Origin of the sequence: Massilia sp. YIM B02769, assembly GCF_030411995.1 — a bacterium.
Lineage (GTDB): Bacteria > Pseudomonadota > Gammaproteobacteria > Burkholderiales > Burkholderiaceae_D > Telluria.
On record NZ_JASNRC010000001.1, the window covers coordinates 201824 to 224435 of the forward strand.

A 22612-nucleotide genomic window follows, 5' to 3' on the forward strand; every position below is an offset into this window, starting at 1 on the left:
TTCATTGAGACCCCTTTCTTGAAAGCTTATTTCATTCAATAAGGGTTCGCACATCAAGGTTTCGACGTCTGGCTGGTGCGCGGGGCCACGCCCGAGGGTTCGAGCCAGGGTGTGCCGGCCACGTCGGGCTTGGCTTCCACCAGTGCGACCTGGGCGTTGGTGGTTTCGCGGATCGTGCGCACGATGTCGAGCATGGTCTTTTCCGCGTACTTGTCGGGCGTGCCGAGCACATAGCCGTAGGCGCGGCGCGGCCACGCGAGCCAGCCGCCTTCCTGTTTGGTGAAGGCGGCGTACATGTCGAGGTGGTAGCCGCCCTTGTACGGGAAGAGGCAGGCGACGATGTTCATGTCCTGGCCGCCGCGCACGTCGGGCGCGGCCTTGGCGGTCCAGCTGGCGCCCTCGCAGCTGGGGCCGCGCGCCGGGATCGTGCCCGGTGGCGCGCCGGCGGGGTCGGCCAGTTTAAAGCGGCCGGGCTGGTCCTGCACCTCGGCGGTCTCCGGCACCGGCGTGGCCAGCGTGGCGTTGTTGATGTTGCGGCTGATGCCCTCGCTGGCGGCGCGCGTGACCGCCGGCCCGGCCGCATCGGTCTTGATGTCGAAGACGCGGATGTATTCGACCGCCGTGTCGCGCGAGGCGAACATGTTGCCGCCGCCGGTGCTGCAGCCTGCCAGTGCAGCGGCCACCGCCATGGTGGCGGCCATCATCGAAGCTTTCATTACGCACCTCTCTTGTCCGTTGGGAATCGTTTGCGCGGAAGAAGCGGCCTCGAGCGTCAAGCGGGGGCGTCAAATCTTCCGTCGGTAGCTAGCGATTCTCCGGGGCGGATGAGGAGGAAGGATGAGAAAGCTCAAGTGTGCGCGTGCGCGTCGCGGTGGCAAACACCGCGCATTTGTGCATGCGTTGCATTGGTGGGTTCGAGAACCCACCCTACGGCAGGGTGGTTGTAGGGTGGGTCGGTCCGCGTGCGGCTCGAACCCACCAGCTTCACCGTCGGATAAACGGCAAATTCACATCACCCGCCGGAACGTCGACCGCACCACATCCCGGTCGCCGCAATCGAAATGCCACCACTCGGTGCGAATCCCCAGGAACCCTGCCTGAAACATCGCGTCGCGCAGCAGCCGCCGATTCGCGACCTGCTCTTCAGTAAGCTTGCCGGCAGCCAGGAACCCTTCTTCCAGCGCAGGATGCGACAAGTCCGTCATGTCGTCGAAGCCGGTGCCCATGTCCAGCTCGCGGCCTTGCGGGTCGAGGAGGGTGATGTCGAGCGCCATGCCGTAGGAGTGGATCGAGCCGCGCGCCGGGTCGGCCAGGTACATCTGCAGGCCGGTACCGGCCAGCGCGTCCCACAGCTGCTGCTGCACGCGCTGCGGGCGCAGGGCGTCGAGCACCAGCGCCGTGTGACCAGGGGCGCGTTCGGCGAGATACGCCACCACCTGCTCCAGCGCGGCGGCGGCATCGCGGTGCAGCCAGGCGCAGTCGTAGGGCGAATACAGATCGCGGCCGACGAAGTTGTTGGCGCTGGCGTAGCGCAAGTCGACCTCGATGCCCGCGATCGACGACAGATGGCGGAACTCCGGACTGGCGGCGATGTCTTCGCTCGCGACCGTTCCACCGGGTACGTCAACATTCATCTGCTTCCCCGCTCGAGACAGGCGCGCGCGGTAGCGCCGATGCAATTGGCCAGTTCACGCGCGCCGTGCGACAGCGGGGCGTGGCTGGCCGATAGCAAATAAATCTGCACCGGCATCGCCGGCGCCCACTGGCGGCGCTGCACCTTGTCCGGCGCGGCCGAGGCGGCCGTGAACGGATCGAGCACGGCGGTGCCGGCGCCGGCTTCGACCAGCGAGCGCGCGATCTGGTAGGTCTGCACCACGGTGCGGAAGGTCGGCTGCACGCCTTGCGCTTCGCAGGCGGCCACCACGATTTCGCCGAGCGGGTCGTTGTCGGCCAGGCCGATCAGTTCGCCGCTCAGGCCTTCGGCGCCGATCGGCTGGGCGCATTCCGCTTCGGTCCAGGTGCCGGCCGGGGCCATCACGGTCAGCATGCCCTGGGCGATCGGTTCGGCGACGATGCCGGGGTGGCGCGGATCCTGCAGCGACAGTGCCAGGTCGGCTTCGCCCAGGCGCAGGGCGTTCACGATCTCGCTGGTGTGGTACGTCGCCAGTTCGCAGCGGGTTTGCGCGAAGTCGCGGCGCCACAGGGTCATGGCCTCGGGCAGCACGCTGATGGCGAGCGTCGGCGTCGAGACCAGGCGCACGGTTTCGACGGCGCGGCCCTTCAGGCTGGCGGCCAGGCGGCGGATGCCCTGCAGGTCGCGGTTCAGCTTTTCGGTCTCGGCGAACAGGCGGTGCGCTTCCGGCTTCGGATACAGCTTGCCGCGTACGCGCTCGAACAGCGGCATGCCCAGCTGCAGCTCGGCGTGCTGCAGCACCTTGGTGACCGCCGGCTGGGAGATGTGGAGAACCTGGGCGGCACCGCTGATGGTGCCGACTTGCATGATGGCGTGGAAAACTTCGATGTGGCGCAGGCGCATTGCTTTAGTCCTTCATTAAGACGCCCGGCAAGACGCGTGTGAAAAAAACTTCAGGGCAAGGCGCATCGTCGAAGACAGTACGTTAGTACGGCGAGACGAATGCAACGCTGCCATGAAGGATATTTTCACGCGCGTCGGGCGCGGGTCGGTCGAAGGATACAGGTTAAAGAGGTGCAAGGCGACCATCATTGTTGGGTTGGCACAACTGGCTGCACCGGCTGTACTGGCTGTACTGGCTGCACCGGCTGTACTGGCTGTACCGGCTGAACCGGCTGTACGGGTTGCACCGGCTGCACAGGCGGAACCGTCGGCGCAGGCGGCGCGGCCTGGACCGGCACCGGTACCGGCGTGGTCGGCACGATTGGCGGTACAGGCGCCGGCGGCACCGGCGGCAGCGGCGCGTTCGCCGGCGTGGTCAGCACTTCCAGCATGGCTGCGGTTTCCGCATCCGGTTCGCCGGCAATGTTCGCCGGGCGATATTTCATCTGGAAGGCGCCGATCACGGTGCGGGTCTGCTGGTCCAGCACGCCGCTCTGGGCCAGTGCGAAGCCGTGGGCGGCCAGTTTCTTCTGGAACCAGGCGGCATCCGGCACCTGGATGTCGAACACCTGGCGCACGGCGGCCACGCGGTTCGCGTCCGGCCACACCACCAGGCCGGCCTGGGCCAGCTGGTACCACGGGAACAGCGGGCCCGGGTCCTGCTTGCGCAAGGGCGCGATGTCGCTGTGGCCGACCACGTTTTCCGGCGCGATCTTGTGGCGCGCGACGATGTCCTTGATCAGCGGCACCAGCACGTCGACCTGCGACTGCGGGAAAGGCGCGAACACGCGGCCCTGCGGCGTGTCCTTCCAGCCGGCGTTGACGATCTCGATGCCGATCGAGCTGTTGTTCAGCTGGGTATAGCCCTTCCAGCTCGAGATGCCGGCGTGGTAGGCGGCGCGGGTTTCGTCGACCAGGCCGTAGACCGTCGGCTGCGGGTCGTCGGTGACGAGATAATGGGCGCTGACCTGCTGCTGGGTCAGGATCTTGATCGAGGCCGGCTTGTCGGACACGGTGTAGTGCAGCACCAGGAAGCGTACGCGGCTGGCCTGGCCGGTGGCGCTCAGGCTTTTATCGATGCGCGGACCGGGCGTGGTACAGCCGGCCAGCAGGGCAATCATGAAGGCAGCAAGGAGTTTTTTCATCGTTTTTCAGCGAGTAAGAGTTTAGTAAGCGGCGGTGTGATCGGCCGCAGCCAGGCGCGCGGCGGCATGGTGGGCGCGCGTGGTGCTATGCGTCAGGATAGTGCCGGGCGGCAGACTGGCGCGCATGCTTGCCGCGATTGCCGGGTGCAGCTCGGCGGCGCGGCCAGCAAGCGCCACCGGACGCGGGCCGAAGCGCGCGAGCAGGGCCTGCGCCAGGCGCGCCAGTTCCCGGCCGGCGTCTTCCAGAACGCGCAGCGCCGCCGGGTCCTGTTCGGCGCTGGCGGCCACGGCCAGCGCCAGCTTGCCCACGGCGCCGCGCTCCTGGCCATAGATGAACTGGCGCGAAAACGCCCAGTCCGATCCGCCGACGTAGTCGAACACGGCATGGGCCATGGGCGAGGATTCCCAGCGGCCCGGGCATTCGTCTTCGTTGCGCCAGATGTGGCGCAGGGCCGCGCGTGCGATCCAGAAACCGCCGCCGCCATCGTCGAGCACCACGCCGCGTCCGCCGGCACGGTGGAATTCGCCGCCGGCGTCGATGAAGGCGCCGATCGAGCCGGTGCCGGCATAGACCAGGTAGCCTTCGCCCGGCGCGAAGCTGGCGCGGTAGGCGATGTCGATGTCGTTGCACAGGGTAATGGCGCCGGGGGCGATGCCGAGCAGGCCGGCGAGCCAGGTTTGCAGCTGATCGCCATCGCCGCCGAAACCGGTGAGACCGGCGCGGACCCGGTGCGGCTGCGCCGTTTTCAGCACCTGCCGCGCCAGTTCCACGAAGGTGGCATGGACGGCGTTGCGGCCATCGTTGGTGGCCATTTGCAGGGCGGACAGGCCGGCCACGGTGCCTTCGGACAGCAGCGTGCCGTCAGCTGTGCACAGGGCCCAGCGGGTTTGGGTGCCGCCGGCATCGATACCGAGGCCGATGGGGTGAGGAGTCGACATAAGACGAAAATGTTGATTCGTAGGGTGGGCGCCCCGTGCCCACGCGGTGATACCTACCGTTGATATCAACGAACACGTGAACGGAGCCAGTGGCAAGATCAGCGCGCGCGGACGTGCAGCCGATAACCATCACCGCGTGGGCACGGGGCGCCCACCCTACGTTCGCACATGTTGCGGTTACTGCTTGCTCCACACGCGGATGCGGTCGCTCTCGTTACCGAGACGATCCACGGCGCCCACGAACACGGCATCCGCCGGCCCCAGGCGCCCATCGTCCGCCAGCGTCCAGTCCACCTTCGACGCCGGCACCACGTGGAACTTCCATTCGTTCCCATGCCGCTCCCACACCGTGTACAGCGCATTCGCCTTGCCCGCCGTGAGTTTCAGGGCCACGCCGCGCGCAACACGGGTCGCCTTGACTGTCGGCAGCCCTGGCTTGTCGCTGCCCAGCCATGGCGTCGCCGGCACCAGCGCCGGACTCGCATACGACTGGGTGCGCAGCTGGTCGCCGATGCCCTTGCGGTTCTGCATCAGTGCAACCATGCTGAAATGCACGTGACCGCCGGCCTGCGGGCGCGAACGGGTGACGCTGATCTGGTCCAGGATCTCTTGCGGCTGGTAATCCTTGGTCGGCGCACCGATCCGGCTGGTGAACAGGCCCGGCCAGATGTGGCGGCCCATCGTATTCTGGCCGATCCAGTAATCGAGCAGCACGTCGTAGGACTGCCCCTTCTGCGAACGCGCCCAGTACAGCTGGGGCGTGAAGTAATCGAGCCAGCCCTTCTGCAGCCAGAGTTCGGCATCCGCATACAGCTTGTCGTACTGCGAAAAGCCGTTGATGCCGGGCGGGCGGCGGTCCGGACGGCCGAGGCCGAAGGGGCTGATGCCGAAGCGCACCCAGCTCTTTTCGCGGTGGATGCCCTTGTACATGTCCTCGATCAGGTGGTCGACGTTCTGGCGGCGCCAGGAAGCGCGGTCGAGCTTGCCGCCGCCGGCCAGGTAGCGTTCCCAGGACGGGGTGTCCGGGAAGTCGAGCTCGGCCTTGGTGGCGGGCTTGCCGTCCAGTGCAGCCTGGTTGCCGGCCACGGCCGGGGTCGCCTCGATCGGGTAAGGGTAGAAATAATCGTCGATGTGCACGCCGTCGATGTCGTAGCGGCGCACCACGTCGAGGATCACGTCCAGCGTCTGCTTCGATGCCGCTTCCTCGCCCGGATCCATCCACATGTACTTGCCGTAGCGCTTGACTGCCGCCGGATTCGAACGCGTGATGTGGTTGCTTGCTGCCGGCGAGCGGGCGCCGTCGTGGCGGGCGCGGTAGGGGTTGAACCAGGCGTGCAGTTCCAGGCCGCGCGCGTGCGCTTCGGTGACCCAGAACTTCAACGGGTCGTACCAGGGTTGCGGCGCCTTGCCCTGGGTGCCGGTCAGGTACTCCGACCAGGGTTCGATGGTCGATGCGTAGATGGCGTCGGCCGACGGGCGCACCTGCAGCACGATGGCGTTCATGTTCATGAGCTTGGCGCGGTCGAGGATGGCGATCGCTTCGGCCTGCTGCTGAGACGCGTTCAAATTCTGTTTGCTCGGCCAGTCGATATTCGCCACCGTCGAGACCCAGGCGGCGCGGAATTCGCGCGGCGCGGCCGGCGGCGTGTCGCTGCCGCCGATGATGCTGCCGTCCGGCAGGGTGGCGTGTTGCGTGGTGGGCGTCGAGCAGGCGCCCAGGAAACCACTGATGGCCATCGCACCGGCGATACCGGCCAGCGTGAACGCACGTCTTTTCTTATCAGCTTGCACTACCGCTCCCTATTCTTTGACTAGTTATACTTTGACAAACCACTTCCGGCGCCACATGACCCAGGCCACCGCGAACATGCAGGCATTGAACAGCAACGCGTGCAGCAGCGAGCTGTTCACCGCCCCGATCGGCAAGTCGCGCAGCGGCGCATACAGCATGCGGCCGAGCGACACCTGGCTGCCATCGGCGCCCGTCAGCTTGATGAAGCCGAGCATCTTCGCCAGCAGGCCGGACAGGGCGAAAATGAACAGCGCATTCATGCCGTAGATCTTGAACGGGTGGGCCCAGCGCGCCGCCGCTTCGCGCACTGCGCGGTAGGGGTTCGCGTCGAGCAACCAGAAGAAGGCGCAGAATAGTATCAAAGCCCAGCCCGTCATCAGGAGACAGTAGGAAGGTGTCCACAGGCTTTTGTTGATCGGCATGAGGATGGCGTCCAGGATCACGCCCAGCCAGACGCACAGCAATCCCGCCAGCAGCATCCACACGATCTGCTCGGTGCGGTTCAGGTTGGAGAGCAGGAAACGTCCCGCCAGTACGCCGAACAGCTGGCTGCACAGGGCGGGCAAGGTGCTGACCAGGCCTTCCGGGTCCCAGGTTTTCGATTGCACCCACATGTGGCCGTCGAGCAGCATGCGGTCGATGTACGCCCCGAAGTCCTGGCCCGGTTCCAGCACACCGGCGCCGCTGCCGGGCACTGGATAGAACAGCATCAGCGCGCTGTACAGGGTCAGGAGGAAAGCGATGATCGCCAGTTGCATGCGCCAGCCGCAATACACCACGATGGGCGCGGCCAGCAGGGTGCACAGGGCGATGCGTTGCAACACGCCGGGGATGCGCACAGTGTCGAAGTCGAAGCGCGGAATCCAGTTCAGCAGGAAGCCGATCAGGAAGATCAGGCAGGCGCGCCTGGCGAGTTTCAGCAGCAGTTGCGGCTTGTCGGCGCCAAGCGCGGCCAGGCGGCCCAGCGACAAGGCCATCGACACGCCGCCGATGAACAGGAAGAAGGGGAAGATGGTGTCGGTGAAGGTCCAGCCGTGCCACTTCGCGTGTTCGAGCTGGGAATACAGATTGCCCCAGTCGCCGGGATTGTTCACCAGCACCATGGCGGCGATGGTGAAACCGCGGAAGGCGTCGAGGGAATCGAGGCGGCTGGGGGTGTCGCGCATTGGCGGCGGGGTCTCCATGTATTGTTATGTGTTCGACGAGCGAACGAGGGTTGAACGCGTGGGGGCAAAGCCGCCTGCGCGGCCCGGCCCACCCTACTTCTTGCCGAATTCCGGATCGATCTTCACCAGCGCGGCCATGATGAAGGCCGGGATCGTGGCCAGGCAGGTCCAGATGAAGAAGTGCTTATAGCCCAGGTATTCCTGCAGGGCGCCGCTCCACATGCCCGGCACCATCATGCCCAGCGCCATGAAGCCGGTGCAGATGGCGTAGTGCGCCGTCTTGTGCTCGCCTTCGGCCACCATGATCATGTACAGCATCATGGCCGTGAAGCCGAAGCCGTAGCCGAACTGCTCCACCGCCAGGAAGGCCGAGATCAGGTAGAAGTTGGTCGGCTGGGCCTGCGACAGGTAGACGAACACCAGGTCGGGCAAGTGCACCGCGAATACCATCAGCCACAGGCAGCGTTTCAGGCCCAGGCGCGAGATCAAATAGCCGCCGGCCAGCCCGCCTATCGTGAGAAAGATGATGCCGATGGTGCCGTAGGCGATGCCGTACTCGGCCGTGGTCAAGCCCAGGCCGCCCTGCTCGATCGGGTCTTTCAGGAAGGGCGCCACGAGTTTCAGCAGCTGCGATTCGCCGAGGCGGAAAGTCAGAATAAAGCCGAGGATCAGCCAGATGTCGCGCTTGCCGAAAAAGGCGCCGAAGGTGCCGAAGAACTCACCCAGCGGATTGGCGCCGCGCGCCACGGCGTGGTCTTCCTTCGGGCGCGGCAGCACCAGCTGGTGCCAGGCAAAGGCCAGGGCGAACAGGCCCGCCAGCACGAACAGCACGATCGACCAGGCCTGGTGCGCATCACCGAGGGACACCGCCAGGTAGCCGGCCAGCACCACCAGCGGGCCTTGCCCGGCCAGGGTCGCCAGGCGATAGAAAGTGCTGCGCACGCCCACGAAGGCGGCCTGGTCTTTCTGGCGCAGGCCGAGCATATAAAAGCCGTCGGCGGAAATGTCGTGGGTGGCGGAACTGAAAGCCATCAGCCACATCACAGCCAGGCTGACGCTGAAGAAAGTGGGCAAGTGCAACACCGCGCCCACCGCCACCAGCGAAGCGGCAATCACCAGTTGCAGGAACACCGTCCAGCCGCGCTTGGTGCCGAACATGTCGACCACGGGCGACCACAGCGGTTTTACGACCCAGGGCAGGTAGAGCAGGCTGGTGTAAAAGGCGATGTCGGTGTTCGAAATCCCCATGTCCTTGTACATGATGACCGACAAAGTCATCGCCACCACGTAGGGAATGGCCTGGGCAAAATACAGCGAGGGTACCCACAGCCACGGACTTTTCGCTTGCGAAGTGTGCATAACTCTTTCGTGATCGGGCTGAGGAGCGGCCCTGCGGCCGGAAAAAGGCTTAGCCGGCCAGGGCTTGTCGCACGCTGCCGCGCGCCGCTTCCAGGGCGACGCGTGCTTCCTCGACACCAGTTTGTTTGGACAAGGCCACGATGGCGGTCTTGACATGGAAATCGCACTGTTCCAGCACGGCGCGCGCGGCCTCTTCATCGGCGCCGGTGGCGAACGAGGTCAGGCGGATGGCGCGGCGTACCAGCTTGGCGTTGGTAGCCTTCAAGTCTACCATCAGGTTCCCGTAAACCTTGTTCAAACGCACCATTAATGCACTGGAAAAACTGTTCAGCGCGATCTTTTGCGAGGTACCGGCTTTCAGGCGGGTGCTGCCGGAAATGATTTCGGCGCCGGTGTCGAGGGTGATGCCGATCTCGGCCTCGAGGGCGATCGGTGCATCCGTGTTGTTGGCAAAGCCGATCGTCAGCGCCCCGGCCGCACGCGCGGCGCGCAGGGCGCCCAGCACATAGGGCGTGGCGCCGGAGGCGGCGATCAGCAGGACGACGTCGTTCGCCATCACGTCTACCGCGTGCAGGTCGGCCGCGCCCTGGACAATGTCGTCCTCGGCGCCTTCGACGGCCACGAACATGGCGTCGCTGCCGCCGGCCAGCAGGGCCACGGCCCGGTCATGCGGCCAGGAGAAGGTGGGGTAGAGTTCCACGCTGTCGAGCAGGCCCAGGCGGCCCGAGGTGCCGGCGCCCACATAGATCAGGCGTCCGCCCGCTTCCATGCGCGGCACGGCGGCGGTGACGGCGGCCGCCAGGCGCGGCGCGGCGGCGCGGACCGCGTTGACCGCATTCAGCTGGTCATCGACCAGCGCGTTCACCAGCTCCGTGGTCGGATACTGGTCGAGCTGGGCGTGGTCCAGGGCGGGGGTTTCGGTCTTGAGCATGATTGCAGGCGCTTCGCGGGATGATCGATAAAACCAGTGTAATACCAATTACGCAAGACTTCCCATGAAAGGAAGGTCCGGCCTTATTCCGAAAAGTTATGCGAGCGTCACCCCGGCGCGCGCCGCAGTTCGGCCACGAAATCGTAGTAATCGCTGCGGCAATACGAGTGGGTGAGCTCGACGGCAACGCCCGACTCCAGGTAGCCGACACGGGTGATGAACAGCACCGCCTGCCCCTCCGGCAAGCCCAGCTGCCCGGCCAGCTCCGGCGAGGCATTCATGGCGCGGATGTGCTGCAAGGCGCGCACCGGCATCTGGCCGCTGCGCTCGAGGTGGGCGTACAGCGAATGCGACACCTCCTGCGGCTGCGGCAGCACCGATGCCGGGATCACGCTGGTTTCATAGGCCATGACCACTTCGTCGGCCAGGCGCAGGCGTTCCAGGCGCGCCACGCGGGCGCCCGGCGACAGGCCCAGCGCCAGCTGCTCGTCGCCGTCGGCGGCCACCACTTCGCGTTTCAGCCAGTGCGAATTCGGCGTGTAGCCGCGCTGCTGCAACTGCTCGGAAAAACTCGACAGGTTCGACAGCGGCTGCTCGATGCGCGGTGCGATATAGTTGCCCGAGCCGCGGCGGCGCACCACCAGGCCTTGCTCGACCAATTGGTCGATGGCCTTGCGCGCGGTGACGCGCGAGACGTCGAGCGTTTCCGACAGCGTGCGTTCCGACGGCAGGGCCTGGTCGGCCTGGTAGCGTCCCTCGCGCACGTCCTGCATCAGCTTGCGCGCCAGCTGCATGTACAGGGGAGAATTGTCGTTCAGGTCGACCTTGAAATCGGTGAAAGGCTGGTTCATGCACTGGAGTGTAAGCCAGCGCCGCGCTCGCAGCCGCGAAATTTGTCGATGCGTGCGCTCGGCATAACGAAAAGTAATGAATCATTCACGGCATTTCATTGGCGAGCGCGCCCGGCGCTGCCTATGCTCGGGCGACTATTCGAAAGGAAAAACATGAACCACGGCAGGCGGACGGTATTGGGAATGGCCTTGTTGGGCGCACTCGAACCTGTGTGGGCAGCAGCACCCGGCGCCGGGCGCGCGCATGCCGCACTGGAGCGCGAACTGGCGGCGATCGCCCGCGATCCGGCCTGCGAGCTGGCCAGCCTGTCGGTGCTGGCGATCCGCGACGGCAAGGTGGCGTACGAGGGCGCCTTCGGCCGGCGCCGGATCGGCAAAGACGCCACACCGGACCTGCCGGCAACATCGGACACCCTGTACCGCATCGCCTCGGTCTCGAAGCTGATGACCACGCTCGGCCTGATGCGCCTGGTCGAAGACGGCAAGTTCGACCTCGACGCCGACGTGTCCGCCTACCTCGGCTTCACGCTGCGCAATCCCCATTTCCCGCAACGCGCCATCACCCTGCGCCACCTGCTGACCCATACTTCCTCGCTGCGCGACGAAGCCGGCTATTCCTTCCCGGCCGGCGCCAGGCTGCGCGATTTCTTCAACGCAGGCGAAGGCGCGATGTACGCGCGCCAGGCCGGCCCCGGCGAATTCTATGCCTACTGCAATCTCGGCTGGGGCATCATCGGCACCATGATGGAACGGGCCACCGGCGAGCGCTTCGACCGCCTGATGGCGCGCCTGCTGCTGCAGCCGCTCGGGCTGGAAGCCGGCTACTATCCGGCCGAACTGCCGCCGCCGGCGCTGGCGAAGCTCGCCACCCTGTACCGCAAGCGCACCGTCGACACCGAGGTCTGGAACGCCGCCGGCCCCTGGATCGCCCAGGCCGACGATTACAGCGCCAAGCTGCCGGCGCCAGTGCCCGGCGCGTATGTCATAGGAGAGAATGCCACGCCTTTCAGCCCGACCGGCGGCCTGCGCATCTCGGCGCGCGGCCTGGGCACGGTCATGCTGATGCTGATGAACGGCGGCCTGCACGAGGGCCGGCGCATCCTGCAGGCGGACACCCTGGCGCAGATGTTCTCCCGCCAGTTCACGGCCACCGAGCAGGACGGCGCCTTCAACACGGCAGACGGCCAGTTCACCGCCCGCGGCCTGGGCAATGCGCATTACCCGGACGCGCCGGGCAAGCGCCTGGCCGCAGGTTTCGATGCCGTCGGCCACCTGGGCGATGCCTATGGATTGCGCTCGGTGTTCGCCTTCGATGCCAAACGCCGCAACGGCATGGTCGTGCTGGTGGGCGGCACCTCGGCCGACCCGGCCGGCTTGCCCGGACGGTACTCGGCGCTCGCGGGTTTCGAGGAAAACATTCTCAAAAGCATGTTCCGGCACGCCATTGCTTGACGCGTATGCGCAGCGCATGACATCGCATGACTGGCGGTTATGGCGTGGCTTGTCACTTTCATTGGCCGGCATGCACGCCTGCCCCTAAGCTCTTCGCTTATGTCAGCTCATGAGAAAAGTGTGTCGGGATGCAGCAAAGGATGCAGCAGGTAATAGTCATCGGCGGCGGCGTCGTCGGCCTGACCTCGGCCTGGTGGCTGCTCGAGGCCGGCTATGGCGTGACCCTGGTCGAGCGCGCGCCGGAAGTGGCGAGCGGCGCCAGCTATGGCAATGGCGGCCAGCTGAGCTACCGCTACGTCTCGCCGCTGGCCGACGCCGGCGTGCCGCTGAAAGCGATTCAATGGCTGTTCCAGGAACACGGTCCGCTGCGCTTCAAGCCCGCGTTCGACTCCCACCAATGGACATGGCTGGCCAGCTTCCTCGGCCAGTGCACGGCCTCGGCCAACCGCCGCACCACCGCCAAGCTGCTGGAGCTGGGCGAACTGTCGCGCGCCGGCATGCAGCAGCTCGGTTCCCTCATTTCTCCTGACGAATTTTCCTGGCGCGAAGCCGGCAAGCTGGTGGTCTACCGCTCCTCGAAGATCTTCGAGCAGGCCGCCGGCAAGGCCACCGCCGGCGAGATCTGGAGCGGCGCCGAATGCGCCGCGCGGGAACCCTCGCTGGCGGCGGCGCGCAGCCAGCTGGCCGGCGGCATCTACAACGCCGGCGAAGCCGTGGCCGACTGCCATGCCTTTTGCCTGGCCCTGGCCGACCGGGTACGCGCACATCCGCGTTTCGAGGGTTTCGTGCATGCCGAGGTGCGGGGCATCGCCGCCACCGGCGGGCGCGTGGTCGGCATCGACACCAGCATCGGCGCGCTCGGCGCGGATGCCTATGTGCTGGCGGCCGGCATCGGGAGCCGCGCGCTGGCCGGACACGTCGGCATCGACCTGCCGCTGTATCCATTGAAAGGCTACAGCCTGAGCGCCCCGATCCGCCCCACCGACACCGGCCCGCAGATCAGCGTGACCGACTTCGAGCGCAAGGTGCTGTATGCGCGCATCGGCGACAAGCTGCGCGTGGCGGCGATGGTCGACATGGTCGGCGAAGACCTGACGCTTGATCCAGAACGCATCGGCAGCCTGACGCGCCAGGTAAGGGAAACCATGCCGCACGCGGCCGACTACAGCCAGGTCAGCGCCTGGGCCGGCTTGCGCCCGGCCACGCCGAACAGCGCGCCCATCGTCGGCGCCACGCCGCTGTCGAATCTGTGGTTGAACGTCGGGCATGGGCCGCTCGGGTTTACCTTCGCCGCCGGCACGGCGCAGCTGCTGACCGACCTGATGCAGGGGAAGGCGCCGCCGTTCGCGCTGGAGATGCTGGCGCTGCGGCGTTCTTAGGTTTTTAACCGATCGCCGCGATCACGCGCTCGAAATCCGGATCGCCGAAGTCCTGGTAGGCGCTGATCAATTCCACCAGCACGCGCATGGCGCTGCGCTCTTCCGGGCGCAGGTGCGGGTTCCAGCAATCCATCAGCAGCACGATGCGCGGCAGGGCCGAGCGGTTCCAGGCTTCATGCTGGAAGGTGTCGTCGAACAGCACCGGCTCGCGCTCGCGCCAGGCATGTTCGCCGCCGCCGAACACGTGCAGCGCGCAATCGGCCGGCACCAGCAGCGGCAGGTGGTAGACCAGGCGCGTATTCGTCACGCCGTAGTGCGGCATGATGCGCGTGCCCGGCTGCAGCACCGAGAAGCAGATTTCCGGCGCCTGGCCCTCGATCTCGCAGCGCTCGATCTCCTCGAGCAGGGCGCTGGTGAAGGGCGCGCGCGCATGGTTGGCGTCGTAGCGCTTGCCGTGGCGGTAGAAGAAGAAGGCGTCCCAGGCCGGTTTCGCGCCATCGCCGCCGAGATAGCCCGTCTTGCTCTGGCCCGGCTGGAAAGTGAGGAAGGATTCGAGCGCGGCGGCGTCGTGCAGCACCGCCAGGGCTTCCTCGCGGATGCGGTCGTAGCCGTCGACCAGGCGTGCGCTCCACGGGTGCAGGTTCGGATCGTGGAAGGGGCCTTCTTCCAGGCCGGGGAAGAACAGGAACTTCGGCGCCTGGTGCGGGCTATAGGGGCGGTCCTGCACGCGGCCGATGTAGACGTTCATGGCGTGCGCCACGCGCCGCATGGCGGTGGCGCCGTGGGCCGCGATCACCTGCTGCAAGCCTCCGGCCACGGTGTCGTAGAGCAGGCGGTTGACGTCGGCAATCAGGTCCTTGATCACCGGACGCCAGGGTTCCGGCGTGGTTTCCATGTTGCGGAACCAGCCGGCGCTGCGGCCATGGCGCAGGGCGGCGGCGCGGGCGCGGATGGCGTCGCGCTTCAGGCCGGCCCGGTCCAGGGTATCGCCCAGCACCAGCCAGCCCAGGGCGCTGTGCGGCTGCACCCGCAGCAGGGAGCGCAGCGTGCTGGCCGCCGCGCCGAGCTGGCCCGAGCGCAGGCTGGCATGGGCCAGATGAAGTTGTTCGGCGGGCGTTGCGGATACGGCGGAAGCGTTCATGCTCATCTGGGTGACGGGTACAGGATCGTGGTGGCGCGCAATCTCGTACATACGTGTATGTACGGTATTTACACGGTAGCACGACTTGCCAGCAGTCATCAATTACCAGATAAAAAATTTTCACTGTTTCTCACTTCTTGCCGTTGCGGCAAGGGCACACGGTTAGAATGGCAGCGTTGCCTCTCCTCAGGACGCCATGACCGAACCTGTTTTCTTTGCCGATGCCGCACTGTTTCGCCGCTGGCTCGAAGCGCACGCCGCCGGCGAAACCGAATTGCTGGTCGGCTTCCACAAGGTCGGCAGCGGGCAGCCGAGCATGTCCTGGCCGGAGTCGGTCGACGAAGCGCTGTGCTTCGGCTGGATCGATGGACGGCGCAAGCGCATCGACGATGCGGCCTATTCGATCCGCTTCACGCCGCGCAAGGCCGGCTCGATCTGGAGCACGGTGAACATCGCCAAGATGGACGCATTGCGCGCCGCAGGACGCATGCGGCCCGAAGGCGAACGCGCCTTTGCGCTGCGCACGGAGGCAAAGTCCGGCATCTATTCGCACGAGCAGGCGCAGGCGGCCGAGCTGGCCGAAGACGAATTGCAGGCATTCCGGAGCGACGCCACGGCCTGGGCGTATTTCGAAGCGCTGCCGCCGGGCTACCGCAAGACCGTGCTGCACTGGATTACCACGGCGAAGAAGCCGGCAACACGGGCGGCGCGCCTGGCGAAGCTGGTGCAGGCCTGCGCCGAGGGCAAGCGCCTGGCTTGAACCGGAGGTTCAACATCGATCGGGGAATCGACATGAGAATGACAATCTGCGCCGTGTCGCTGGCATCGATGTTCGCCCTGGCGCCGCGCACAGTACGAGCAGCCGACGATCCGCCGCTGGGCTGGGATCTCGACGCACGTCCCCTGATCAGCGTGCAGGAGCCAAGCGATGTGGAGGATCTCATCCGCACGATTGCCCATACAGGCGAGCTGGCGCAGGCGCTTGCCACATTCGCCGCGGACGACAAAGTAACGTCGACGGCCATGCTCCGTTTTCCCTATGGAGGCGAGACCACCTGGTTTCTCTACCGGACACAAGACAGGGCAATGGTCGCCCAAATCCATCTCCGCGGGGGACGCTGGCATTCCGGCTACTATGCCGAGGTGCCGCCGCACGAGTATGACAAGGTGTTCAAGCTATTGCGCGATTACCGGCAAGGCGAGCCGACGCCCCTGACCAGGAACCAAAAACATTGGCCACACGGATACAGCGGCGTCGAGCATGTGTATGACATGGGCGCCACACGTGTTTACCTGATCCCGGCAAGCGATATCTGGCCTGTCGACAATCCAGGGATAATCAGTGACTTGTTATGTGACACGCTATTGAGCGGTATGCATTGCCGCTCCGGACCGCGCACGAAGGAAGGCCAGATGATGAAGACCCTGCAGGCCTTGTTCCGCACTTCCGTGAAACGATCCAGTATCAACGACCTGCTATGCCAGGCCAACAACCTTTTCCAGGCATGCGCCAAGCCTGCGCCCTAGTGACACCGCTGTGCTCCGCGCCCGGCATGAAGCGGGCGCGGGTTCGGCGCAGCAAGGCAACGCTGCGCCAAAATCGCGGATAATCCGCGCATGCCTACCAAGAACGCCCTTCCCGGAACCTGCCCCTGCGGCGGTCCCTCGCTGGCCGCCTGCTGCGGCCCCTACATTGCCGGCGACAGCTTGCCGCCCACCGCCGAAGCCCTGATGCGCTCGCGCTACACGGCCTACACCCAGCGCAACGAGGGTTACCTGCGCGCCACCTGGCACCCGAGCACCCGGCCGCAGGACGCCATCCTCGACCAGGACGAGAACCTGCGCTGGCTCGGCCTGGAGATAAAATCTGCTTTACGTTTACGTCAACGTAAAGCAGAATTGCCGGATCATCCAGATAGCAGTCCAGATCGTGACACGGTCGAATTCGTCGCCCGCTTCAAGGTGGGCGGCCGCGCGCACCGGCTGCATGAAACCAGCCGCTTCCTGCGCGAGCCCGATCCGGCCATCGGCGGCACGCCGCGCTGGTTCTACCTGGACGGCACATTCCCCGAATAATTAAGAGAGACCGCAATGCCCCATATCGAGAGCAAACTCAACCCGCGCGGTGACGACTTCAAGGCGAATGCCGCCGCCATGCAAACCATCGTCGACGACCTGCGCGCCAAGGTGGCGGCGATTGCCGAAGGCGGCGGCGAAGCGGCGCGCGCCAAGCACGTCGCGCGCGGCAAGCTGCTGCCGCGCGACCGCGTGCAGATGCTGCTCGATCCGGGCACGCCCTTCCTCGAGTTTTCCCAGCTGGCCGCCTACGAGATGTACGAGGGTGCGGCCCCCAGCGCCGGCATCATCACTGGCATCGGCCGCGTCGCCGGGCAGGAATGCGTGATCGTCTGTAACGATGCCACCGTCAAGGGCGGCACCTATTACCCGATGACGGTCAAAAAACACCTGCGCGCCCAGGAGATCGCCGAGCAGAATCAGCTGCCGTGTATCTACCTGGTCGACTCGGGCGGCGCCAACCTGCCGAACCAGGACGACGTCTTCCCCGACCGCGACCACTTCGGCCGCATCTTCTACAACCAGGCGAACCTGTCCGCCAAAGGCATTCCGCAGATCGCGGTCGTGATGGGCTCCTGCACCGCCGGCGGCGCCTACGTGCCGGCGATGAGCGACGAATCCATCATCGTCAAGGAACAGGGCACCATCTTCCTGGGCGGCCCGCCGCTGGTGAAAGCCGCCACCGGCGAGGTGGTCAGCGCCGAAGACCTGGGCGGCGGCGACGTCCACACCCGTTTGTCGGGCGTGGTCGATCACCTGGCCCAGAACGATTTGCATGCGCTGTCGCTGGCGCGCACCATCGTTTCGAACCTGAACCGGGTGAAACCGGTACAGGGCGCGACGCGCGAAACCATCGAACCGAAATACGCGCCGCAGGAACTGTACGGCGTGATCCCCGTGGACACCCGCAAGCCCTTCGACGTGCGCGAAGTGATTGCGCGCGTGGTCGACGGCAGCGAGTTCGACGAGTTCAAGGCGCGCTACGGCACCACCCTGGTCTGCGGTTTTGCCCATATCTACGGGGTAAAAGTCGGGATCATCGCCAACAACGGCATCCTGTTCTCGGAGTCGGCGCTGAAGGGCACCCACTTCATCGAGCTGTGCTGCCAGCGCAAGATCCCGCTGGTGTTCCTGCAAAATATCACCGGCTTCATGGTCGGCCGCAAGTACGAAAACGAAGGCATCGCGCGCAACGGCGCCAAGATGGTGACCGCAGTGGCCACCGCCTCGGTGCCGAAGTTCACGGTCATCATCGGCGGTTCCTTCGGCGCCGGTAACTACGGCATGTGCGGCCGCGCCTTCTCGCCGCGCTTCCTGTGGATGTGGCCGAACGCGCGCATTTCCGTGATGGGCGGCGACCAGGCGGCCTCCGTGCTGGCGACCGTCAAGCGCGACGGCATCGAGGGCAAGGGCGGCCAGTGGTCGGCGGAAGAGGAAGCGACGTTCAAACAGCCGATCAAGGACCAGTACGAGCACCAGGGCCACCCGTATTACGCGTCGGCGCGCCTGTGGGACGACGGCGTGATCGATCCGGCCGATACGCGCATGGTATTGGGTTTAGGTTTGTCGGCGGCACTGAACGCGCCGATCGAAGAGACGAAGTTCGGCGTCTTCCGCATGTAAAGGAACAAGAACATGGACTACCAAACCCTGAGCATCGCGATTGCCGACAAGGTCGCCACCGTCACCCTGAACCGCCCCGAACTGCGCAACGCCTTCAACGAGCAGGCGATTGCCGAACTGGCGCTCGCTTTCGATGAACTCGGCCGCAACGAACTGGTGCGCGCCATCGTCCTGGCCGCAAACGGCCCGGCCTTCTGCGCCGGCGCCGACCTGAACTGGATGAAGAAGATGGCCGGCTACTCGCATGACGAGAACCAGGCCGACGCGGCGCGCCTGGCCGACATGCTGCGCACGATTTACCTGTGCCCGAAGCCGACCGTGGCCAAGGTCCAGGGCGACTGCTACGCCGGCGGCATGGGCCTGGTTGCGGCCTGCGACATCGTCGTCGCCGCCGAAGGAGTAAACTTCTGCCTGTCCGAAGTGAAGCTGGGCCTGATCCCGGCGACGATTTCGCCCTACGTCATCAAGGCGATGGGCGAGCAGGCCGCACGCCGTTACTTCATCACCGCCGAGCGTTTCGACGCCGCCGCGGCCGCACGCATGGGCTTTGCCCACGAAGTCGTGCCGGCGGAGGCGCTGGACACGACCGTGGCCGGCATCGTCAAGTCGCTGGTCTCGAACAGCCCGCACGCCGTGGTGGAAGCGAAAAAACTGGTGCGCGAAGTCGTCGGCAAGCCGGCAGACGAGGCGATGGTGCTCGACACCGCCCAGCGCATCGCGGCCATCCGCGCTTCGGACGAGGGACGCGAAGGCGTTTCTTCCTTCCTGGAGAAGCGCAAGCCGTCATGGCTGAACTAGAAATATTGGATTCATTTTGAAGCATCAAACATCGTCCGACTGGATCGCACGCAGCCTGCGCAGCGTGTGGCACCCCTGCACGCAAATGCAGCACCACGAGGAAGTGCCGCTGATCGCGGTCAGCCACGGCAAGGGTCCGTGGCTCTATGATCACGAAGGCAAACGCTACCTGGACGGCATCAGCTCCTGGTGGGTGAATTTGTTCGGGCACGCGAACCCGCGCATCAATGCGGCACTGAAAGACCAGCTCGACAAGCTCGAGCACGCGATGCTGGCCGGCTTTACCCATGAGCCGGTGATCGAACTGTCGGAACAACTGGCAGCCCTCACCGGCCACGCACTCGGCCACGCCTTCTACGCCTCCGATGGCGCGTCGGCGGTCGAGATCGCGATGAAGATGAGTTTTCATACCTGGCGCAACGCCGGCTATCCGGCCAAGCAGGAATTCGTCTGCCTGCAGGGCAGCTACCACGGCGAGACCATCGGCGCGCTGTCCGTCACCGACGTCCCGCTGTTCAAGGACGCCTACGGCCCGCTGCTGCGCGCTTCGCACGTGGTGGCTTCGCCCGATGCGCGCAATGCGGTCGAAGGCGAATCGTCGCAGGACGTGGCGCGCCGTGCACTGAAGGACGTCGAACAACTCTTTGAAGAACGTGGCGACAAGATCGCCGCCATCATCGTCGAACCGCTGGTGCAGTGCGCCACCGGCATGGCGATGTACGACCCGCTCTACCTGGAACTGCTGCGCGAGCTGTGCGACCGTCACCACGTGCACCTGATCGCCGACGAGATCGCGGTTGGCTGCGGCCGCACCGGCACCTTCTTCGCCTGCGAACAAGCGGCGATCTGGCCGGACTTCCTGTGCCTGTCGAAAGGCATCAGCGGCGGCTACCTGCCGCTGTCGCTGGTGCTGTGCACCGACGCCATCTATCAAGCCTTCTACAGCGAAGACATCACGCGCGGCTTCCTGCACTCGCACTCCTACACCGGCAACCCGCTGGCCTGCCGCGCGGCGCTGGCGACGCTGCAGATCTTCCAGGAAGACGACGTGTTGAACCGCAACCGCGAACTGGCGACCAAGCTGACGGTGGCGCTGGCGCCGCTGGCCGAGCACGAACGTGTGCGCCACTTCCGCCAGCGCGGCATGATCTTCGCGTTCGACGCCATCGAGCCGGATGCGGCCCGCGCCTCGACCTTCTCGCGCCGCTTCTTCACGGCGGCGACGGAGAACGAACTGCTGCTGCGCCCGATCGGCCGCACCGTCTACATGATGCCGCCGTATGTGTTGACTGACGACGACATCGAGCTCCTCGCCATCCGCACGCAGCGCGTGTTCGACGCGACGATCGGGGCCTGAGCATGGATTTGTTAGCAAACGTCCAGGGCAAGCTGGCGGCGCTGGAAGCGCAGAGCCTGACGCGCCGCCGCCGCATCGCGCAATCCCCCTGCGCGCCGCAGCAGACGGTCGACGGCCGCGCCATGCTCGCCTTCTGCAGCAACGATTACCTGGGCCTGGCCGCGCATCCGCGCGTGGTGGAAGCCTTGCGCGAAGGCGCGAGCCTGTACGGCGCCGGCAGCGGCGCCTCGCATTTGATCAGTGGCCACAGCCGCGCGCATGCGCTGCTCGAAGACCGCCTGGCCGCTTTTGTCGCGCCGAACCTGGTCGATGCGCGTGCCCTGTATTTCAGCACCGGCTACATGGCCAATCTCGCCGTGCTGACGGCGCTTGGCGCGGATGCCGACGCCATGATCTTCTCGGAAGCGCTGAACCATGCCTCGCTGATCGACGGTGCGCGCCTGGCGCGTGCCGGTGTCAGCGTCTATCCGCATGGGGATGTCGCAGCGCTGGCGGCCCAGCTGGAAGCCTCCAGCGCCGCTACGAAAATCGTCGTCACCGACAGCGTCTTCAGCATGGATGGCGACCTGGCGCCGCTGCCCGAACTGCTGGCCTTGTGCGAGCGCCACGGCGCCTGGCTGGTGGTCGACGATGCGCACGGCTTCGGCGTGTTAGGCAGCAAAGGACGCGGCGCACTCGAACACTGTGCGCTGCGTTCGCCTAACCTGGTCTACGTCGGCACGCTGGGCAAGGCGGCCGGTGTCTCCGGCGCCTTCATCGCTGCGCATGCCAGCGTGATCGAACTGATGGTCCAGCGCGCGCGGCCCTACATCTACACCACGGCCTCGCCGCCGGCGATTGCGCATGCGCTGCTCACCAGCCTCGACATCATCGAAGGCGAGGAGGGCGCAAGCCTGCGTGCCCACCTGGCGGCGCTGATCGCACAGCTGGACGACGAGCTGGCGCTGACCCGCTGGCAGCGCCCGGTCTCGCACACGCCGATCCAGCCGATCGTGATCGGCGCGAATGACGAAGCCTTGCGCGTGGCGGCCGGCCTGCACGCACAAGGCCTGTGGGTGCCGGCGATCCGCCCGCCTACCGTACCGGCGAACACGGCGCGCCTGCGCATCACGCTATCGGCCGCGCATACCCGCGAGCAGGTGGCGCAACTGGCCGCCGCCCTCAACCAACTGGAGGCCATGTGAGCCGCAACCTGAACGAACCCCAGGAACCGGCGGTCGAAACCGCCATCGCACCGGTGCTGGCGCAACCCAAGCCACTGGACGAACCGGCGCCGGCACCGCTCGAAGCACTGGCCAGCGAAGGCATTCCTTCGCGCTTCGCCTGCTTCGTTACCGGCACCGATACCGAGATCGGCAAGACCCTCGTCTCCGCCGCGATCCTGCACAAGCTGGTCGAATCCGGCCAGCGCGCCTGCGGCATGAAGCCGATCGCCGCCGGTGCCGAGCTGCGTGACGGCGAACTGCACAACGACGACGCCGACATGCTGGCCGCCGCCGGCAACGTGCACCTGCCGCAGAACATCACCACACCCTTCATGCTGCGCGAACCGGCGGCGCCGCACATCGCCGCCGCGTTAGAGGGCGTGACCATCGAGGCGGTGCCGATCCTGGCCGCCTACACCGAGATCCTGGCCGCTTCCGATTCGGTGGTGGTCGAAGGCGTGGGCGGCTTCCGCGTGCCCTTCAACGACAGTTTCGACAGCGCCGACCTGGCCGCCCAGCTGAATCTGCCGGTGGTCCTGGTGGTCGGCATGCGCCTGGGCTGCATCAGCCACGCCCTGCTGACGGTGGAAGCCATCGTCGCGCGCGGGCTGGTGCTGGCCGGCTGGGTCGCCAACACGGCGGACCCGGACATGCGCTTCTTCGACGAAAATGTCGAGGCTTTGGCGGCGCGCATCCCCGCGCCCCTGCTGGGCGTCGTGCCGCGCCTGGAACAAGCCACTGCCGCGCATGCGGCCCCATTCATCGATCTCGCGGGACTGCCGGGCTGGCCGTCCTCGCGGGTCACTGCTCCAAAATAAGGAAA

Annotated in this window: 20 protein-coding genes and 1 pseudogene; 10 read left to right on the plus strand and 11 right to left on the minus strand. The window is 66.0% G+C overall.

Annotated elements, in window-relative coordinates; all coding sequences use genetic code 11:
* Window positions 1-53: 53 nt before the first annotated feature.
* The 10 genes and pseudogenes from QPK31_RS00920 to QPK31_RS00965 form a co-directional block, all read right to left on the minus strand.
* Window positions 54-716: a hypothetical protein gene (locus QPK31_RS00920; RefSeq protein ID WP_290421063.1), complete on the minus strand. Its 663-nt coding sequence runs from the start codon at window positions 714-716 to the stop codon at window positions 54-56.
* A 291-nt stretch (window positions 717-1007) separates the two neighbouring features.
* On the minus strand, window positions 1008-1634 hold the full coding sequence (locus tag QPK31_RS00925; protein WP_290421064.1) for a M15 family metallopeptidase: 627 nt from the start codon (window positions 1632-1634) through the stop codon (window positions 1008-1010).
* Window positions 1631-2536 (minus strand): LysR family transcriptional regulator, encoded by a 906-nt coding sequence (locus QPK31_RS00930; protein WP_290421065.1) that lies wholly within the window; start codon window positions 2534-2536, stop codon window positions 1631-1633. The genes QPK31_RS00925 and QPK31_RS00930 overlap by 4 nt, the downstream gene beginning before the upstream one ends.
* A gap of 416 nt (window positions 2537-2952) precedes the next feature.
* Window positions 2953-3720: pseudogene (locus tag QPK31_RS00935) on the minus strand (N-acetylmuramoyl-L-alanine amidase); the annotation flags it as partial.
* 21 nt (window positions 3721-3741) lie between these two features.
* The gene (locus QPK31_RS00940) at window positions 3742-4659 is read right to left on the minus strand and encodes an N-acetylglucosamine kinase (RefSeq protein ID WP_290421067.1); all 918 of its coding nucleotides are present in this window, start codon (window positions 4657-4659) and stop codon (window positions 3742-3744) included.
* Between the two features lie 177 nt (window positions 4660-4836).
* Complete coding sequence (locus tag QPK31_RS00945; RefSeq protein WP_290421388.1) at window positions 4837-6396, minus strand: glycoside hydrolase family 10 protein; 1560 nt, start codon at window positions 6394-6396, stop codon at window positions 4837-4839.
* A 78-nt stretch (window positions 6397-6474) separates the two neighbouring features.
* Complete coding sequence (locus QPK31_RS00950; RefSeq protein ID WP_290421068.1) at window positions 6475-7617, minus strand: acyltransferase family protein; 1143 nt, start codon at window positions 7615-7617, stop codon at window positions 6475-6477.
* A gap of 93 nt (window positions 7618-7710) precedes the next feature.
* Window positions 7711-8976, minus strand: a complete 1266-nt coding sequence (locus QPK31_RS00955; RefSeq protein ID WP_290421069.1) for an MFS transporter — start codon at window positions 8974-8976, stop codon at window positions 7711-7713.
* 49 nt (window positions 8977-9025) lie between these two features.
* Entirely contained in the window at window positions 9026-9907 is an 882-nt protein-coding gene (locus QPK31_RS00960; RefSeq protein WP_290421070.1) for an N-acetylmuramic acid 6-phosphate etherase, read from the minus strand.
* A gap of 107 nt (window positions 9908-10014) precedes the next feature.
* Window positions 10015-10758 carry a GntR family transcriptional regulator gene (locus QPK31_RS00965; protein ID WP_290421071.1) on the minus strand — a complete coding sequence of 248 codons (744 nt, stop codon included), beginning with the start codon at window positions 10756-10758 and terminating at the stop codon, window positions 10015-10017.
* A gap of 153 nt (window positions 10759-10911) precedes the next feature.
* Here QPK31_RS00965 and QPK31_RS00970 point away from each other — a divergent pair, with 153 nt between their 5' ends.
* On the plus strand, window positions 10912-12210 hold the full coding sequence (locus QPK31_RS00970) for a serine hydrolase (protein WP_290421072.1): 1299 nt from the start codon (window positions 10912-10914) through the stop codon (window positions 12208-12210).
* 128 nt (window positions 12211-12338) lie between these two features.
* Window positions 12339-13589 carry a D-amino acid dehydrogenase gene (locus tag QPK31_RS00975; RefSeq protein ID WP_290421073.1) on the plus strand — a complete coding sequence of 417 codons (1251 nt, stop codon included), beginning with the start codon at window positions 12339-12341 and terminating at the stop codon, window positions 13587-13589.
* Window positions 13590-13593: 4 nt separating this feature from the next.
* Here QPK31_RS00975 and QPK31_RS00980 read toward each other — a convergent pair whose 3' ends face one another.
* A complete protein-coding gene (locus QPK31_RS00980; protein WP_290421074.1) occupies window positions 13594-14730 on the minus strand; it encodes an aspartyl/asparaginyl beta-hydroxylase domain-containing protein in 1137 nt (378 codons plus the stop codon).
* A 196-nt stretch (window positions 14731-14926) separates the two neighbouring features.
* Between QPK31_RS00980 and QPK31_RS00985 the strand changes: the two genes are divergently transcribed.
* The 8 genes from QPK31_RS00985 to bioD all read left to right on the plus strand — a co-directional run bounded on the left by QPK31_RS00985 (window position 14927) and on the right by bioD (window position 22607).
* Window positions 14927-15490 carry a YdeI family protein gene (locus QPK31_RS00985; RefSeq protein ID WP_290421075.1) on the plus strand — a complete coding sequence of 188 codons (564 nt, stop codon included), beginning with the start codon at window positions 14927-14929 and terminating at the stop codon, window positions 15488-15490.
* 32 nt (window positions 15491-15522) lie between these two features.
* Complete coding sequence (locus QPK31_RS00990) at window positions 15523-16257, plus strand: hypothetical protein (protein ID WP_290421076.1); 735 nt, start codon at window positions 15523-15525, stop codon at window positions 16255-16257.
* 90 nt (window positions 16258-16347) lie between these two features.
* Window positions 16348-16806: a YchJ family protein gene (locus QPK31_RS00995; RefSeq protein WP_290421077.1), complete on the plus strand. Its 459-nt coding sequence runs from the start codon at window positions 16348-16350 to the stop codon at window positions 16804-16806.
* 15 nt (window positions 16807-16821) lie between these two features.
* Window positions 16822-18429 (plus strand): carboxyl transferase domain-containing protein, encoded by a 1608-nt coding sequence (locus QPK31_RS01000; RefSeq protein WP_290421078.1) that lies wholly within the window; start codon window positions 16822-16824, stop codon window positions 18427-18429.
* Window positions 18430-18441: 12 nt separating this feature from the next.
* Window positions 18442-19227, plus strand: coding sequence for an enoyl-CoA hydratase/isomerase family protein (locus QPK31_RS01005; RefSeq protein ID WP_290421079.1), 786 nt, complete (start codon window positions 18442-18444; stop codon window positions 19225-19227).
* Window positions 19228-19243: 16 nt separating this feature from the next.
* Complete coding sequence (bioA, locus tag QPK31_RS01010; protein ID WP_290421080.1) at window positions 19244-20584, plus strand: adenosylmethionine--8-amino-7-oxononanoate transaminase; 1341 nt, start codon at window positions 19244-19246, stop codon at window positions 20582-20584.
* 2 nt (window positions 20585-20586) lie between these two features.
* Window positions 20587-21768 (plus strand): 8-amino-7-oxononanoate synthase, encoded by a 1182-nt coding sequence (bioF, locus tag QPK31_RS01015; RefSeq protein WP_290421081.1) that lies wholly within the window; start codon window positions 20587-20589, stop codon window positions 21766-21768.
* A gap of 53 nt (window positions 21769-21821) precedes the next feature.
* Window positions 21822-22607 (plus strand): dethiobiotin synthase, encoded by a 786-nt coding sequence (gene bioD / locus QPK31_RS01020; RefSeq protein WP_290421389.1) that lies wholly within the window; start codon window positions 21822-21824, stop codon window positions 22605-22607.
* The last annotated feature ends 5 nt before the right edge of the window (window positions 22608-22612 follow it).